Here is a 16,222-nt window from a genome sequence, read left to right on the forward strand (position 1 = left end):
GCGATGCGGCGGATGACAGCGTTGGACACGGAGAACCTTCCGAAGGGGACAAGGACCGTCGCGGCATGCCGGAGCATGCGTGAGCCACTCACGCGGAGGAGAGGGGTTCGTCCGGCGGGGGGCGGGGCGCCCCGGCCGCCTCGGCGACTCATCCAGTTCTACAGACGCCCCGACGGCCCGGCAACGCACCGTCCTACTAGCGGCCCTCGCAGCGGCGGGCCGGTCACCCTCACCGAGCGCGAGGTGATCCGTGCAGGTGAGAGCCGGGAGCAGGACGGCGCAAACCGGCTGAAAGGTGCTACTAGCCCGGTTCGTATGTGACGTGGGCCCTATGGGGCGAGTCACCCCGCAGGCGCCCGGAGCTCACCGGATGTCACCGGTCGGTGGCAGGCGCTCGGCCGTCGGTGAGCGCCTCGTCGCAGGAATGGGCCGGCCCGCGGCGGGGACACCGCCGACCGGGGGAAGATCCTGGCCCGGGTGGCGCACAGCGCACCGCGCCGGGGCCGCCGCGCCCCGCCGCGGTGGTTGGGTGACGCCGAACCCGCCAGGGTGCCGTCGCCCGGGCGGCGCGAGGTGTGGGGTGCGGAGGAGGCAGTCGGTCGTGAGTCCCGCCGAGGGCGTACCCCGGGGTGTGGCCCCCACGCACTAGCCGACCTCCGTACGCGTCGTCCCCGGGGAGCCACCCGTGCACATCACGTTCCACCTGCTGGCGGGGGCACCGCCCCAGATGCTGCCGGCCCGATCGCTCATGGCCTTCACCCTCGCCTCGCACATCGTCCTGGTGCCCATGGGCGTGGCGCTGCCGCTGATCACCCTGATCATGCACGGCTACGGGCTGCGCCGCCGCGACGCGACCGCCCTGCTGCTGGCGCGCCGCTGGTCGGCGGTCATGGCGGTGCAGTTCGCGATCGGCGTCGTCACGGGAACCGTCCTGTCCTTCGAGTTCGGCCTGCTGTGGCCGGGGCTGATGGGCCGGTGGGGGGACGTGTTCGGGATCGGCTTCGGCGTCGAGGCATGGGCCTTCTTCCTGGAGGCCGTCCTCATCGCCATCTACCTCTACGGCTGGCGCCGGCTGCCCGCCCGTACCCACTTCCTGCTCGGACTTCCCCTGCCGGCGGCCGCCCTGCTGGGCGCCTTCGGCATCCTGGCGGCCAACTCCTGGATGAACACCCCTCGGGGCTTCACCCTCGACGCGGAGGGCAACCCGGTCGACGTGGACGTCCGGAAGGCGATCTTCACGCCGATGTTCGGGCCGCAGTACTGGCACTTCGTCGTGGCGATGCTGGTCACCGCCGGCTTCGTCGTGGCCGGTGTCTACGCCGCAGGCTGGCTGCGCGGCCGCCGCGACCGCTACCACCGCCTCGGCTTCACCGTGCCGTTCACCGTCGCGGCCGTCTTCACTCCCGTGCAGTTCGTGCTGGGCGACGCCATCGCCCGGGCGGTGTTCCACAAGCAGCCGGTGAAGTTCGCGGCGATGGAGATCGTCTGGAACACCGACACGCACGTCCCGGAGTACCTCTTCGGCCGCCTCCACCCCGACGGGACCGTCTCCGGCGGCATCAGGATCCCGCAGCTCGACTCCGTCCTGGCCGGCTTCAGCCCCGACACCGAGGTCCGCGGACTGTCGTCCGTACCGGCGGGCGACCGGCCCACCGCGGCCCAGGCCACCATCACCCACTGGGCCTTCGACATCATGGTGGGCATCGGCACGGTGCTCCTGCTGCTCGTCCTCTGGTACGCGATCGTCTGGCTCCGCCGCCGCCGGCTGCCCGCCTCACCGTGGTTCTACCGCAGCGCCGCCTGCGCCGGAGCGGCCAGCGTCATCGCCGTCGAATGCGGCTGGATCACCACCGAAGTGGGCCGCCAGCCGTGGATCGTCTACGAGAACATGCGGGTGGCCGAAGCGGTGACCGGGGCCCGCTCGGCCTCCTTGTGGACCATGTTCGGGCTGGTGGTCGTGGTGTACGTCGGCGTCTTCGGCTCCTTCCTGGCCGTGCTCCTGCAGATGCGCACCCGATGGCGCCTGGACGACGAACGGCGGGTCGGGGCGGGCAGCGTCGGGGCGGGCGCGACGGAGCCACCGGAGACCGACACTCCCTACGGCCCCCGCTCAGCCGTCGCTGCCGACGCCGCCCCCGCCCCGGGGAGCGGCGGCGGCACGGCGCCGGCCGAGGGCGGCAGGCCGTGACCGCCGCCGCTCTGGTCGCCGCCGTCCTGCTCCTCGCGGTGGCCGCCTACACCTGCGCCGGCGGCACCGACTACGGCGCGGGCTTCTGGGACCTGACCGCGGGCGGCGCGGAACGCGGAAGGCGCCCCCGGTGGCTCATCGACCACGCCATGGCACCCGTCTGGGAGGTCAACAACGTCTGGCTCATCTTCGTCCTGGTCATCATGTGGACCGGGTTCCCCCGGTTCTTCCAGGCGGTGTTCTCCTCGATGTGGCTGCCCCTGGCCCTCGCCGCCGTCGGCATCGTGCTGCGCGGCGCCGGCTTCGCGCTGCGCAAGCCCACGCGCAGGATCGCCGGGCGGCGCGTCTACGGCGCCATGTTCGCGATCTCCTCGCTCCTGACCCCGTTCTTCCTCGGTGCCGCTGCGGGCGGGATCGCCTCCGGGCGCGTCGGACCGGGCACCGGGCCGTCGGCGCACGCCTGGTACAACCCGACCTCCGTCCTCTTCGGCCTGCTGGCCGTCGTCGGCACGGCGCTGCTCGGGGCGGTGTTCCTGGCCGCGGACGCCGTGCGCCACACCTCCCCCGACCTCCACGCCTACTTCCGGCGGCGGGCCCTGGCCGCCCTCGCCGCCACCGCGGTGCTGGGGGCGGTCACGCTGACCGTCACCCACGACGACGCCCCCTACCTGTGGCGCGGCCTGACCCACGGCGCCGGGCTCTTCTTCGTCGTCGTGGCCGCAACGGCCACCGTCGTCACGGCCTGGCTCCTGCTGGGGACCTCCGGGGCATGGTCCCGGGTCTCGGCCGTCGGCGTCATGGCCTCGGCCGTGCTCGCGTGGGGCATGGCGCAGCGGCCGTACCTCATCCCCGGTTCGCTGACGGTCGCCGAGGCGGCGGGGGCGCCCAGCACCCTGCACTGGCTGGTCATCGTGACGGTCGTGGCCGTCGTCCTGGTCCTGCCCGCCGTGGTCCTCCTGTACCGGCTCGACATGCGCGGCGAGTTGGAGCCGCTCACCGAGGCCGATCTGCGGCGGGGCGGCCCGGAGCGCGAGGGCTGAGCCCCCGCGCCCTCGCAAGCCGCTTGTCAGCACTGCCCTTGTCGGCGCTGCTCTTGTCAGCGCTCCCGTCAGTACTGCCCGTCAGCCTCTCCTGTCATCACTGCTCGTCAGCCGCTCCACGTCCAGTCGGCGATCTCGGGCATGTCGGTGCCGTGTTCACGGATGTAGGCGTGGTGGCGGGTACGGGCGTCGGCCATGGCCTGCCGTACGCCGACGGCGCGGGCGCCGAGGCCGGGCACCCGGTCGATGACGTCCATGACCAGCCGGTAGCGGTCGAGGTCGTTGCGTACGACCATGTCGAACGGGGTCGTGGTCGTGCCCATCTCCTTGTAGCCGCGAACGTGCAGGTTCGCGTGTCCGGTACGGCGGTAGGCGAGCCGGTGCACCAGCCAGGGGTAGCCGTGGTAGGCGAAGATCACGGGCTTGTCGGGGGTGAACAGGGCGTCGAACTCGGAGTCGGCCATGCCGTGCGGGTGCGCGTCCTGGGGCATCAGGCGGGTCATGTCGACGACGTTGACGACGCGCACGGCGAGGCCGGGCAGATGCCGGCGAAGCAGTCCGGCCGCCGCGAGTGTCTCATGGGTGGGGACGTCGCCCGCGCAGGCGAGGACCACGTCGGGCTCCCGCGTGCTGTCCTCGGTGCCCGCCCATTCCCACACGCCGGCGCCACGGGCGCAGTGGACGCGTGCCTCGTCGAGGGTGAGCCAGTCGAAGCAGGGCTGTTTGCCGGCGACGACCACGTTGACGTAGTCGCGGCTGCGCAGCACGTGGTCCGCCACGCAGAGCAGGGTGTTGGTGTCCGGGGGCAGATAGACGCGGACGACTTCGGGGCTCTTGTTGAGGACATGGTCGACGAACCCGGGGTCCTGGTGGGAGAAGCCGTTGTGGTCCTGGCGCCACACATGGGAGGTGAGCAGGTAGTTCAGGGAGGCGACGGGCGCACGCCAGTGCAGGGCGCGGGACGTCCTGAGCCACTTGATGTGCTGGTTGACCATGGAGTCGACGATGTGGACGAAGGCTTCGTAGCAGGAGAACAGGCCGTGGCGGCCGGTGAGGAGGTAGCCTTCGAGCCAGCCCTGGCAGGTGTGTTCGGAGAGGATCTCCATGACGCGGCCGTGCCGGTCGAGGTGTTCGTCCGTGCTCGTCGTCTGCGCCTGCCACGCCTTGCCGCTGGCCGCGTACACCGCCTGGAGCCGGTTGGAGGCGGTCTCGTCCGGGCCGACGAGCCGGAAGTCACGGCGGTCGGCGGTGGCGGCCATGACGCCTTCGACCAGGTCGCCCAGGACGCGGGTCGGCTCGTGCAGGGTGCTGCCCGGCTCCTCCACGGGCACAGCGAATCGTTCGAGCGCCGGGATGGGCAGGTCCCGTACGAGCAGGCCGCCGTTGGCGTGGGGCGTCGCGCCCAGCCTCTGCCGGTCCTGAGGTACACAGGCCAGGACCTCCGCCCGGGGGCGGCCCTGGTCGTCGAAGAGCTCTTCCGGACGGTACGAGCGCAGCCAGGCCTCCAGCTGCGCGAGGTGGTCGGGGTTGTCGCGAACTGCGGCAAGCGGTACCTGATGGGCGCGCCAGGTGCCTTCGACGGGCAGGCCGTCCACCGTTTGAGGGCCGGTCCAGCCCTTCGGGGTGCGCAGGACGATCACGGGCCAGCGCGGGCGCCGGGCCGGCCCGCCTTCGCGCGCGGCCTGCTGGATGCCCCGGATCGCGTCGAGCGCGGTGTCCATCGCGGCGGCCATGGCCTGGTGGACCTGGTGGGGGTCGTCGCCGGTGACGTGCAGGGGGTCGTGGCCGTAGCCCCGCAGCAGCTCGTCGAGCTCGGCTTCCGGGAGCCGCGCGAGCACGGCCGGGTTCGCGATCTTGTAGCCGTTGAGGTGCAGGACGGGCAGCACGGCGCCGTCGTGGACCGGGTCGAGGAACTTGTTCGAATGCCAGGAGGCGGCCAGCGGCCCTGTCTCCGCCTCGCCGTCGCCGATGACGCAGGCCACCAGCAGGTCGGGGTTGTCCAGCGCGGCGCCGTAGGCGTGCGAGAGCGAGTACCCCAGTTCGCCGCCCTCGTGGATCGAGCCGGGAGTCTCGGCCGCCACGTGGCTCGGCACCCCGCCGGGGAAGGAGAACTGCCGGAACAGCCGGGACATGCCTTCCTCGTCCCGGCTCACATCCGGGTAGGTCTCGCTGTAGCTGCCTTCCAGCCAGGAGTTGGCGAGCACGGCCGGCCCGCCGTGCCCGGGCCCCCAGATGCACAGGGCGTCCAGACCGCGGCGCCGGATCACCCGGTTGAGGTGGGTGTACACGAGGTTCAGGCCCGGGGACGTGCCCCAGTGCCCGAGCAGCCGCGGCTTGATGTGCGCCGCTTCAAGGGGTTTGCGCAGAAGCGGGTTGTCCATCAGGTAGATCTGGCCGACCGACAGGTAGTTGGCCGCTCGCCAGTGGGCGTCGAGCGCGCTGAGCTCCTCGTCGGTCAGCGGTACGCCGTCCGGATGCTCGTCCTTGCGCATGCTTCCTCCGTCCAGAACATGGTCAACGGCGGTCGGCGGGCCGGACGGGTGACTGCGAGGACGTGCGCCCTACGCCGAGGCGACCCCGGTCCGTTCGCCACCCCCTGGCGGCGTTCCCTCCAAGGCTCTTCCGCCCACTGTCCCAGTGCACCGCCTGAACGCACGGTGACACAGGCGGCGAGGCCGCAAGAAGGGCCGGATGGGCCATCCCGAGCTCCTCGTTCCGGGACGGGCCGCACCCCTCAGGCATGCGCTCTCGGCTCGGCAGGGTGCCGGTCAGGCGTCGAAGCGGCGTCGGGACGACTCGATGTCACCCAGGTACTGGCGGGTCCAGCTGCACAGGCCGTCGATGGTCACGCGCAGGGCCCGGCCCGGTTCGGTGAGGGCGTACTCGACGCGCGGGGGCACGGTGGGGTGCACCGTGCGCTCGACCAGGCCGTTGCGCTCCAGCATGCGCAGGTTCTGGGTGAGCATCTTGTGGCTGATGCCCTCGACCTCGTCGCGCAGCTCGCTGAAGCGAAGGGTGCGTTCGCCCACGGCTTCGATGATGAGGAGCGCCCACTTGTTGGCGACGTCCGAGAAGATCTCCCGCGCCAACGAGTCGGCGCGCGTCAGGTCCGCGTCCTCGGCCGAGCCGCTGAACTGCTTGGTTCCCACGAGGTGCCCCAGTTACTGAAAAGTGCGTTCTTCCACGTCAGCGGCCACTCTCCTACGGTTCCTGAGTAACCACAAGTGACTACGTGAGTCCTTCGAGGGTCGCGGTTCGAGCGCAGAGAACCCATGGCCCTCGGGGCGAGGAGGAGACAGCATGGCCATCACCCTGGTGAACCCCGCGGGACTGCCGGAGATCGGCGCCTACCGGCAGGTCTCGATCGCGTCCGGGTCGAGGCTGGTCTTCGTCGCCGGGCAGGTCGCCTGGGATGCCGAGGGGGTCACTGTCGGCGCGGGCGACCTCGCCGCGCAGGTCGAGCAGTGCTACCTCAACGTCGGCACGGCGCTGGCCGCGGCCGGTGGCGGCTTCGACGACGTGGCGAAGCTGACCGTCTATGTCGTCGGCTGGACCCCCGACATGATGCCCCTGCTCATGGAGGGCATCACCCGGGCCGCCGGGAAGCTGGGCGTCACCCCGGTCCCGCCGGCCACGCTGCTGGGCGTCGCGGCACTGGACGTACCCGAGCACCTGGTCGAGATCGAAGCCACCGCGGTCCTCGACTGAACAGGGCTGCCACGTCGTCCGCTTCCGCGCCCGTGGCCTGCGCCGCGCTGCCTGGTGCCGGCCCTACGGGGTGGCCTTCGACCGCTCGGCCTCTCCTTCCAGGAGCTCGACCATGCGGCGCAGGACCGGGGAGGGCAGGGCCGGGTTGCACGAGGCGTCGCGGGCGGTCACCGGGTCGGTCAGGAGGCGTATCAGCACGTCGGGGGGCACTGCCGGGTTCCGGGCCGCCCGGGCCCCGACGCTCGTGTCCGGGTCGTCGAGGAGCCGTACCGCCGTAGCGGGCGCGAGCCGCGGGTCCTCTGCCACGTCCCGCCGCACCTCTGCCGAATCGTCCCGGCTGAGCGTCTCGACCAGCTCGGGCGTCGACTCCGGATCGGAGAGGGCGAGCCGCCGCAGCCGCGGGTCCGGGTCGGTGGCGAACCGCAGCAGGCCCGCGCGCGGGAAGTTGGGGTGGCTGCGGGGCCGGTCGGGGAAGCTGAAACTGCCGTCCCACCAGTGCCACACCTCCAGGAGCATGCCGGCGGGCGCGTCGTCGCAGGACTCGGCGAGGAACAGCCGTACGGTCCGGTCCTCGTCCCGGGCGAGCCGTTCGACCACGTCGGCGGGAAGGCGGGACGCTCGGGCGACGCTGCTGCGGATGAACGGGTGGCTGGAGGCGGCGAGCCGGCGCATGGCCCCGGAGTCGTGGTGGAGGTCGGCGACCCACGGCAGGACGTATCCGCGCCCGGCGCCGGGCTCGATGTCGAGCCGGACGCCGGCCCGCTGCTCCTCCGTCAGATCGGCGCGCACGGCGACCGTCTCACGCACCTCCTCGTCCTCGTCCACGAGGAGCAGGGCGAGCGCGTCCGGGTGCAGCCGTGGATTCTCGGCGAGCGCGCGCCGTACCTCCACGTCGTCGCCGCCGACGAGGCGGGCGGCCCAGGTCGCTTCGAGGCGACAGCTCTCCAGGGCCCGGGGGCGGGCCTTGTCGTCAAGGGCGTCGAGGGTGGCGAGGTCGGCGGGGCCCAGGGGCACGTCCTGGTGGTGCCGCAGGAGCGCGGCGGTCCGGACGTGTCCGTCGGAGTCGGCGAGCAGCCCGTCGCGTACGGCCTGTGCGAGGTGCGACCACGCAGGGGCGCAGGCGGCGGCCCGCACGCGGGGAACGGGATCGGCCGCGAGGGTACGGAGCAGCGGCGCCTCCATCCCGTACAGCCCGGCGGCCGCGGCCCGGACGAAGGGGGAGGTGTCGGCGGCGAGGGCTCGGCGGCAGTCGGGGGTGAGTCGGGCGCCGGCCCGAGCGGCGTCCTCGACGAACAGCTGTCGCCGGGGCGAGTCCGGCTCGTTGAGGAGCAGCCGACTGCGCTGCTCGGGAGTCAGTGCGCACCGGCCCTCGACGAGCATGCCGCGCACGTTCCGGTCCGGGTGGTCGACGGCCGCGTCGAGGACGGCCGGGGACAGGTCCTCCCGGAAGAGAAAACCGGGCTCGACGTCGAGCAGGCGGACGAGGAGCTCGTCCGGAACCGCCCGGTTGAATCCCATGTACCGCCAGTTCCGTACCGGTTCCGTCAGCGCTTCCGTCATGCCGGCCATCCTGCCGGACCGCTCCCCGCCCAGTCGTACGGGATTCCCCCTCGGGCGCCGGTGCGGCACCCGGCAGGATGGAGCCCGTGCCGAAGAACCCTCCGGAATCAATGCTGCACCGTCTGCGCCAGCGTATGAGCCGCTGTGCCCGCGAGCGATGGCCGCACGTGGATGCCGTCACGGTCCGCTTCCGTGCCGGATTCGCTTACGTCGCAGCCGAATTGCCCGACGGGCACAGCCTCCCGCTGTGTCGCCTGCACTTCACCGGCGTGTTGCACACGTGGGGTTTCGCGCTCTACCTGGCCGGCAACGACAGCTGCAAGGACAACGTCCTGCCCAGCGGACCACCCGCCGGCTCTCCAGAGGAAGCCCTCGACTGCGCCGGTGCACAGCCCTGTCCTGTCCGACTCATCAGCCCCGGAGATCCGATCATGAAATCGCTGCCGCCGCTGCCCCCGCAGGTCGCCTGGCATGACACTGGCACAGGCGTCTTCCCCTACGCGGCCCGGGTTGGCGAGCACTGGTGGGTCCTGCGGCTCAACGACTTTCCCGAGCATCCCCTCTACACCTTGTTCATTGACGCACAGGTCATCGGTGACGTGGAGGACGATCCGGCCACCTGGCAGCAGTTGCCGTCCCCCGCGACGCTCCCCACTCTCACCGCGCCAGAACGTGCGGAGGTACTCCACCTCATGGCCGGTCTCGGACCCTACGGCGCCGAGGCCGGCACCCCGTGCGCGGGCGACTGGTGCACCTGCAGCATCCTCACGGACGAATATGCGGCTCGACCCAGCTCCCCTCCACGGACTTCTGCGGAGTAGCCCTGAGAGAGGCGGGCCGGCAAGTGGGCGTCGGGGAAGCCCCCGCTCGGAGGCCGGGTCGTGGAGCAGCCGGACGAACGTGACGAGCACGGCCCCGGCCGGAGCAGCCCGCCGGCTCGGCCGCGCCGCCGCCCGGCAGCTTCCGTCCGGCCCGCCGCGCTACCTTTCGCCGCTCTCACCAGTGGTACTGCTGCGCCACTCGATCGCCTCGGCAACTTCGTTGAACTCCACCAGGTGCTCACCGGCGCTGTGTTCGAGGACGGCCTTCACCTCGGCAGGGGTGACACGGAAGAACTCCTCGCGGCTGTTGACACGGTTGACCCGCCGCGATGCGAACTCCTGGTGAAGCCGGCTTTCGAGACCGACGGCGTCCTTGCTGAAGATCAGCGCGTGGACGTCGAACCGGAACGGCACCGCCGCCCCGCTCAGCTCATAGTGACCTGAGTCAGAGGTTCGTCGGGAGACGGCGTCATCCCCGCCTGGCGGAGCATAGTCGTCTCCCGCCGCATGCACGACGCCCTCCTGGCCGGCCGAGCGGAGGTCCACGCCACGCTGATGGTCAACCCCGCCGCCGGCGACGGGAAGGTCATGCGACTCTACGGGGCTGGGGGTACCACGAGATCGGTGTCGTCCAGCCATCACCCGCCTCCCCTTGGCTTGTGTGTATGGGCCGGTCAGTGCACGCCTGACAGCCAGCCACGACCTCCAGGACCTGGCCCGCACCGGGCTCGTCCGCCTGGTGGCCCGTGGAGGCGGGACTGAGGTGGAACTGACTGACCAGGCCTTGTGGCAGGCCGCCGAAAGCCTTGCCCCGGGCGCGGGAGGCGGACCGTCGAGCTCGCTGTGCGGGCAGTCGTCGCCGGCTACGTCGCCAACTGGTGGGCCACCGAACGCGTCGAATCCCCGAGAAGCGATGGAAGGGGGGCGAACTACGCCTGGCTATGGGACAGTTCGTGATGCCGCGTCACTGGTTGCTGGGAGAAGGGCACGATATGGCTGGGGGGTCGGAGGGCAACTGGCTGACGGCGCGCCAGGTGAGCACTTTGTGGCCGGGCGTCGGTGCTCGCTCGGTGTATGTAAATGCGCTGGCCCATGGAGTGCGGGTCCGTACGGACAGCTGGATGACCACCACAGGGTCCGCCAGTAAGACGTGGTATCACGCCGACGACGTGCGCCGAGTGGCCCCGCAGATAACAGCCCAGCCACCGCTCAAGGGGCCGTCCCCGCTCTGCCGTGCTGTCTGCTGCTGATCGTTCTGGCAGCGGTACCAGCCGTCTGGCTGGCGCTGGCCATACGAGACACAGTTTCTCCCTAGTGCTGTGACCGGGAAGGTTCACCGGGATGGGAAGTGACGGGTTTGGCTGTCTCGTTCGGGTCGTGGTGTCGCCGTCAGTTCATCGTTGAGTGCCGGCGGTCAGAGCGTCGACCTCTTCGGCGAGGGTGGTGATGTCGACGGGCTGGGCGGTGTCGACGATCAGAGCGTGCCCGCCCAGTCCGAGCGGTCCTGGGTGGGCGGCCCAGGCAGCCACGCGGTCGCTGATCTCCTCGCGGGTGAGGTCCTGGTCGAGGTGGCCGGGGTGGCGTTTGCGTGTCCGGAACCGTTCAGCGACAAGTCCGGTATCGCAGTCGCAGAACACCTCGACCAGCTGGGCGTCGAGTTGGTGGAGTCGGGCGGGGGCGGTGTCGCGGTGCCACCAGTTGACGAGGACGGCTCGCCCGGCGTCGGCAGCGAGCGCGAACAGGATGTCGTCGCTGGCCCGGCTCAGTCGGTAGCGCCATGCCTGATCGCCGATGCCGAGAGAGTCGTAGAGTGATTCCAGGATCACGTCTTTGTCGATGACCGGCAGGCCGAGTTCCGCGGCGAGCCTGCGGGCCAGGGTGCTCTTGCCGCTGGCCGGCAGACCGGAGACGATCACGAAGGCGTTGTCGATCACCACGTCAGTGTGTCGCAGCCCGATTTCCGGGCTGCCCGCAGGGTCGCGAGGCAGGCACGGTCGCGGCCTGGCTGGCCGAGCACCCGGGGGTCGAGGTCGTCTGCCGCGATCGCGCCCCGTTCTTCGCCGAGGGTGCCAGGATCGGGGCGCCCACCGCGGTCCAGGTTGCAGACCGGTTCCACCTCTGGCGCAACCTCGGCGAAGCGGCTGAGCGGTGCGTCTCCCGGCACCGCTCGTGCCTCCGCGCGACCTTCGCCGAGCCGGTGCCGGAGAAGGCTCCGGCACCGGCCGAGAGCGGGTCGCCGTGGCCCACCGGGCACCGGTTCGCCGACCGCACCCGCGCCAAGCACGCCACCGTCCACGCGCTGCTGGCCGCCGGCCACAGCCGACGCTCGATCCAGCGACAGCTCGGTATGACCTATCGCACCGTCCAACAGCTGGCCGACGCCGTGAGACCGGAAGACCTGTTCCAGGGGCAGTGGCAGAACCGCAGGACCAAGCTCGACGACTTCAAGGCCCACCTACACGAACGATGGGCCGAAGGCTGCACGAACGCCTGGACCCTCTGGGAGGAGATCAAGACGCACGGCTACACGGGCGGCTACGGAGCCGTCCGCGCCTACCTCCAGCCGTTCCGCACAACCCCGACCGCACCGGCCGCCCGTCCGCCGTCCCCGCGCACGGTCACCGGCTGGATCCTGACCCACCCTGACACCCTGCCGGAGAGCGAGCGCCTGAAGCTCAAATCCGTCCTCGCCGACTGCCCCGAACTGGACGCGCTCACCGGGCACGTCCGCGCGTTCCGGAAGAGGCTCACCCAGCTCCAGGGCGACCAGCTCCCGCAATGGATCAAGGCGGTCCGCGCCGACGACCTGCCCAGCCTCCACGCATTCGTCAACGGCCTCGAACGCGATCTCGCCGCCGTCGCCGCCGGTCTCACACTGCCGTGGAGCTCCGGCGTAGTCGAAGGCCACGTCAACCGAATCAAAATGATCAAGCGCCAGATGTACGGCCGGGCCGGCTTCGACCTGCTACGGAAGCGAGTCCTGCTGGCCTGACCGCAGCTCTGTTGCCCAACGAGCGGGCCCATTCAGCTGATCGCTGGCGGCACAGGATCCAGGCCCAGCTTGCTCCGGCATGAGTCGACGGCCCGGGCGACCCAGGCGGTCACGGCGTCGCGGTCTGGCGCGATCGCGTGAAGCTCACGTGCCTTCTCCTGGGCTTCGAACATCCACGGGGCCAGCGGGTCCCCTCGAAGGACTCGCTCAAGTCGATCGCGGGCCGTTTCCGGATCCCCGACCAGGGCGGCCGCGATGCCGGTGTCGAAGCAGTCCCAGAGGAATCCTCGCCGCACCGGCCTGGACGTCAGGTATCGGGCGACGTCCGGCAGAGCCAGGTACTTCTCCCTCAACGCGGTCACGTTCGCAGCCGCCTGTCGGCTGAGTTCGAGTGCCAGGGGCGTGAACTGGTCCTCGGTGCGGAACCGCTCGGGGCCGATCCGAACCGCGTCCACGTGGAAGGCCAGGTGGTCCACGTCGTGCCACAGCCACATCACACCGACGTGCAGACCGCTGCCGGCAGTCCGTGGTGGGGTGAACTCCACAACCCCCAGCCACCACCCGTGATCGTCAATCCACAGCCGCGACCGCCCACGCTGGGCCAGGCCGAGCGGCTTCAGGGACTCCCGCGCCGCCGAGGTGATGATCCGGAGAACCGGACTGCGATCTGCCATGACCGGCATTATCGACCCTTGTCGGCGTACGCTCGAATGTGCACAGCTCGGTACAGGTTTACCTGCCCAGGCCATGCGGATTTGGCTCGGTCACGTCGTCCAGTTGCGGTCGTCGCGTTTGGCCATGGCGTAGGCGAGATCCTCTCGAACGGCACGAGTCAGCGAGTGGTCGCTGCCCAGCAACTGCTCGCAGTTCGTGAGGGTCTGCTGGTACAGCGGGATGGCGCTGGATAGGTCCCCTGCCTCTTGGTAGGCAAGGGCGAGGTTGTTGCTGGCGATCAGGGTGTCTTGGTGGCCTTCACCCAGCACGCGCAACCGATCGCTGAGAGTCTGTTCGTACAGCGGGATGGCGCTGCCTAGGTCCCCCGCATCCTTGTACACGCTGGCGAGATTGCTGCGGGAGGTCATCGTAACGGGGTGATCCATGCCCAGTACCTGCTCGCTGTCCGTGAGGACCTGCTCGGACAGGGGGATGGCGCGGCCCAGGTCGCCTGCCTGCAGACAGGCGACGGCGAGGTTGCTGCGAGAAGTCAAGGTGTCGGGATGGCCTTCACCTAGCAAGCGCTCGCAGTCCGCGACGGTCCGCTCGTACAGAGCGATGGCGCTGCCCAGGTCCCCCGACTTCTCATAGGCAAGCGCGAGGTTATTCCAGGAGGTCAGGGTGTCGGGGTGGTCTTCGCCCAGTACACGCAACCGATCCTTGACGGACTGTACGAGCAAGGGGATGGCGCTGCTCAGGTCCCCCGCCTCCTCATATGCGCTGGCGAGGTTGTTGCGGGCGGTCAGCGTGGCGCGGTCGTCTTCACCCAGCAGACGCTCGCAGTCCGTGACGATCTGGTCGTAGAGGGGGATGGCACGGCCCAGGTCACCTGCCTTCTGATAGGCGAGGGCGAGGTTGTTGCATGAGGCCACGGTATGGGGATGATCTTCACCCAACACGCGCCTGCAGTCTGCGAGGGTCTGCTCGTGCAGGGGAATAGCGCTGCCTAGGTCTCCTGCCTCCTGGTAGGCAAGGGCGAGGTGGTCGCGGGAGGTCAGGGTGGCGGGATTGTCGTTGCCCAGCAGGCGCTCGTAGGCCGTGACGGCACGTTGTAGGTGCCTGATCCCCTGGGCGGGCACTCCCTGTTTGATCAGGGAAATCCCGGCTGCATGGAGGAGGAGGGCCGTGTTGCTGGTGTCGGTGTCTGGGGTGGTGTGATCGGCGAAGGCGTCGATGTGGGGGAGTAGGTTTCGCCAGGTGGGCCAGCTGGCGGGGTCATCCACGGTGGGGGGCAGAGCGCTACACAAGTTGCTGGCGGCCCGTTGGCGGTCAAGGTCGATGCTGTCGGGCCTGCGGTGGGGGTCGTCGGGGTCGGGGCTGCGGGCGAAAGCCGCGACGAGACGGTGCATGGCCAGGGTGCTGGTGCCGGGGTCGGGTTTGATCATGCTGTAGGCGGTGAGCAGGCCGATCGCCTGGTTCAGCGCGGGTGGGTCGGTGAGGCCGTCTACGAGGGCAGTGGGGATGTTTTCGGCGGCGTACCAGGCCATGGTGCGCAGGAGGTCGATGGCTGCGGGCTGGCGGGTGGCGATCTGGTCCAAAGTGACGTCCCAGATGCGGGCGATGGTGCGGTCGGCTGGGGTGGTGGCCCCGCCGTGGCCGTACATGTCCGCCGGGTGCTCGGCGAGCAAGCCCAGGTAATCACGGGGTGTGGTGAGTGGGTTCTGGGCGAGGTAGGCGGCTGCCTGTTCGATGGCTAGGGGGAGGTACCCAAATATGGCGCACAGGTCAGTGGCGCCGTCCAGATCGCGGTGACCGGTGATGCGAGTGAGCAGGGCGATGGACTCAGCCTCGTCCATGACGTCGAGGCGTACCAGTGTGGTGGCGCCGATCCAACCGGTGGCGAGCCGACTGGTGATCAGAATGCGGCCGCCAGTGGTACGGGCGCTCAGGGCCGCGATATCGGCGGGATCATTGACGTTGTCGAGTATGAGCAGCCAGCCCGTGTGGCTGGCCAGCCATTGCAGCCCCCACTCAGCGAGTGCCTCGGTTGGCAGGGCGCTGGCTAGGGCGGGCTGCAGGGCGGTAGCAAGGCTGGCCAGTCCTTGCTGGACGCTCGCGGGGTTCTCGGCGGCGATCCAGCGCACCGGAGCACAGCCGTGGGGTCGGGTGGCGGCCCAGCAGGCAGCCAGAGTGCTCTTGCCGACTCCACCCAGCCCATGCACTACTTGCACCAGCGTCGTACCAGGGGTGCGCGAGGCGCCGTCTAGGCGGGCGAGGTCGCGGGAGCGGCCGATGAAGTGTCCCGGCTGGTGCGGCAGGTTATTCAGGCCAGCAGGGGCGTCCACCTCCGAGGGAGGTCGCATTGCCTCGGGTGGGAGGTGCACGGTGGGGTTGTAGATGCCGGTGACGGCGATGCCTCCGTGGGTGGCAGTCGCGTTCCCGCTCTGGATCACAACCTGCCCGGTAGCCGGGGCTACGGGCCCCGCAGCCGACAGGTTGTCGCGGGGAGCCCACCCTGTGTATCTGTCGCTGCCCGTCGCTTCCGCAGGCGCGGCCGGCTCGCTGGAGCCCCGCCTGCCCCTCTGCCAACGGACCATGTCAGCTCCTTGGCTTGCCTCGATCAGCTGTGGTGCGTAACAGTCATTCGTTGACAATGCCGCTGACGGCGCCGGAGCCGGGCCCCTCGGCTTCGGCGTCCCCTGTGTTCACCACAGTGGCGGGGCCGGTCTGGCCGCCGCCCGTACGTTTGACACCGGTGACAGCGCTGCCACCCTCACGGGCGACGGCCTTCCCCGTTCCGATCGCCATATCACCCTTCGAAGCGGCGACGAACGACAGCATCTCCTGCAGCTGCTCAGCGGCCCGTTCCTGCCGGGGCGGTTCGAGGCTCTCCAGCAGCGCTTCGAACCGCCCCTGCCACACGCCCTCCTGCCGCAGACGTTCTGCCTCTATGTTGTTTGCACTGTTCAGGACCTCGGCAGTGTGATCCAGACGCTCGAGCTCAGCATCTGCCCGCGCGGCGTCGCCGCGCGCGAAAAGATCCCGTACCCGTCCCCGCAGGCCGTTCCACGCATCGGTCCCTGCGGCCTGGACCACTGCGGTGCCGCCAGCCAGCGCCAGGGCCGTCAACGTCTCGACAAGCATGTGATCACCAGCCTCCCTGGAGGGCCACGTCCTGGTGTCTCATGTTGGGCGGCCGCACACGTTCACCACCCTCACCTCTAGCGAAGCCCACACCTACCGATCCTGCAAAGCGCAC

At 70.2% G+C, this 16,222-nt stretch carries 12 protein-coding genes and 2 pseudogenes; 6 read left to right on the top strand and 8 right to left on the bottom strand.

Annotated features, from left to right (window positions below):
- Positions 1–727: 727 nt before the first annotated feature.
- Both GPJ59_RS03915 and GPJ59_RS03920 read left to right on the top strand, forming a co-directional pair.
- On the top strand, positions 728–2,188 hold the full coding sequence (locus tag GPJ59_RS03915) for a cytochrome ubiquinol oxidase subunit I (protein ID WP_219664981.1): 1,461 nt from the start codon (positions 728–730) through the stop codon (positions 2,186–2,188).
- Positions 2,185–3,228: a cytochrome d ubiquinol oxidase subunit II gene (locus GPJ59_RS03920; protein ID WP_219664941.1), complete on the top strand. Its 1,044-nt coding sequence runs from the start codon at positions 2,185–2,187 to the stop codon at positions 3,226–3,228. Before GPJ59_RS03915 ends, GPJ59_RS03920 begins: the two co-directional genes overlap by 4 nt.
- A 107-nt stretch (positions 3,229–3,335) precedes the next feature.
- On the opposite strand, the gene GPJ59_RS03925 is transcribed toward GPJ59_RS03920, so the two are convergent.
- The gene (locus GPJ59_RS03925) at positions 3,336–5,720 is read right to left on the bottom strand and encodes a phosphoketolase family protein (RefSeq protein WP_219664942.1); all 2,385 of its coding nucleotides are present in this window, start codon (positions 5,718–5,720) and stop codon (positions 3,336–3,338) included.
- 276 nt (positions 5,721–5,996) lie between these two features.
- Complete coding sequence (locus GPJ59_RS03930; protein ID WP_219664943.1) at positions 5,997–6,377, bottom strand: winged helix-turn-helix transcriptional regulator; 381 nt, start codon at positions 6,375–6,377, stop codon at positions 5,997–5,999.
- 151 nt (positions 6,378–6,528) lie between these two features.
- On the opposite strand from GPJ59_RS03930, the gene GPJ59_RS03935 reads away from it, so the two are divergent.
- Positions 6,529–6,936 (top strand): RidA family protein, encoded by a 408-nt coding sequence (locus GPJ59_RS03935; RefSeq protein ID WP_219664944.1) that lies wholly within the window; start codon positions 6,529–6,531, stop codon positions 6,934–6,936.
- A 63-nt stretch (positions 6,937–6,999) separates the two neighbouring features.
- On the opposite strand, the gene GPJ59_RS03940 is transcribed toward GPJ59_RS03935, so the two are convergent.
- Positions 7,000–8,496 carry a PE-PGRS family protein gene (locus GPJ59_RS03940; protein WP_219664945.1) on the bottom strand — a complete coding sequence of 499 codons (1,497 nt, stop codon included), beginning with the start codon at positions 8,494–8,496 and terminating at the stop codon, positions 7,000–7,002.
- Between the two features lie 86 nt (positions 8,497–8,582).
- Here GPJ59_RS03940 and GPJ59_RS03945 point away from each other — a divergent pair, with 86 nt between their 5' ends.
- Positions 8,583–9,317, top strand: coding sequence for a hypothetical protein (locus tag GPJ59_RS03945; protein ID WP_219664946.1), 735 nt, complete (start codon positions 8,583–8,585; stop codon positions 9,315–9,317).
- 159 nt (positions 9,318–9,476) lie between these two features.
- Here the strand turns inward: GPJ59_RS03945 and GPJ59_RS03950 are convergent, their stop codons facing one another.
- Positions 9,477–9,863 carry a GIY-YIG nuclease family protein gene (locus tag GPJ59_RS03950; protein WP_219664947.1) on the bottom strand — a complete coding sequence of 129 codons (387 nt, stop codon included), beginning with the start codon at positions 9,861–9,863 and terminating at the stop codon, positions 9,477–9,479.
- On the opposite strand from GPJ59_RS03950, the pseudogene GPJ59_RS37090 reads away from it, so the two are divergent.
- A pseudogene (locus GPJ59_RS37090) lies at positions 9,783–10,006 on the top strand (GNAT family N-acetyltransferase); the annotation flags it as partial. The gene GPJ59_RS03950 and the pseudogene GPJ59_RS37090 overlap by 81 nt on opposite strands.
- A gap of 705 nt (positions 10,007–10,711) precedes the next feature.
- Here the strand turns inward: GPJ59_RS37090 and GPJ59_RS03955 are convergent.
- The gene (locus tag GPJ59_RS03955; RefSeq protein ID WP_219664948.1) at positions 10,712–11,251 is read right to left on the bottom strand and encodes an AAA family ATPase; all 540 of its coding nucleotides are present in this window, start codon (positions 11,249–11,251) and stop codon (positions 10,712–10,714) included.
- A gap of 44 nt (positions 11,252–11,295) precedes the next feature.
- Here GPJ59_RS03955 and GPJ59_RS03960 point away from each other — a divergent pair.
- Positions 11,296–12,309 (top strand): annotated as a pseudogene (locus GPJ59_RS03960) (ISL3 family transposase); the annotation flags it as partial.
- Between the two features lie 32 nt (positions 12,310–12,341).
- Here the strand turns inward: GPJ59_RS03960 and GPJ59_RS03965 are convergent.
- The 3 genes from GPJ59_RS03965 to GPJ59_RS03975 form a co-directional block, all read right to left on the bottom strand.
- Complete coding sequence (locus GPJ59_RS03965) at positions 12,342–12,992, bottom strand: hypothetical protein (protein WP_219664949.1); 651 nt, start codon at positions 12,990–12,992, stop codon at positions 12,342–12,344.
- Between the two features lie 81 nt (positions 12,993–13,073).
- Complete coding sequence (gene fxsT, locus GPJ59_RS03970; RefSeq protein ID WP_219664950.1) at positions 13,074–15,416, bottom strand: FxSxx-COOH system tetratricopeptide repeat protein; 2,343 nt, start codon at positions 15,414–15,416, stop codon at positions 13,074–13,076.
- 187 nt (positions 15,417–15,603) lie between these two features.
- Entirely contained in the window at positions 15,604–16,107 is a 504-nt protein-coding gene (locus GPJ59_RS03975; protein WP_219664951.1) for a hypothetical protein, read from the bottom strand.
- Positions 16,108–16,222 lie beyond the last annotated feature (115 nt).

It is taken from the genome of Streptomyces bambusae, from assembly GCF_019400985.1.
Lineage (GTDB): Bacteria > Actinomycetota > Actinomycetes > Streptomycetales > Streptomycetaceae > Streptomyces > Streptomyces bambusae_A.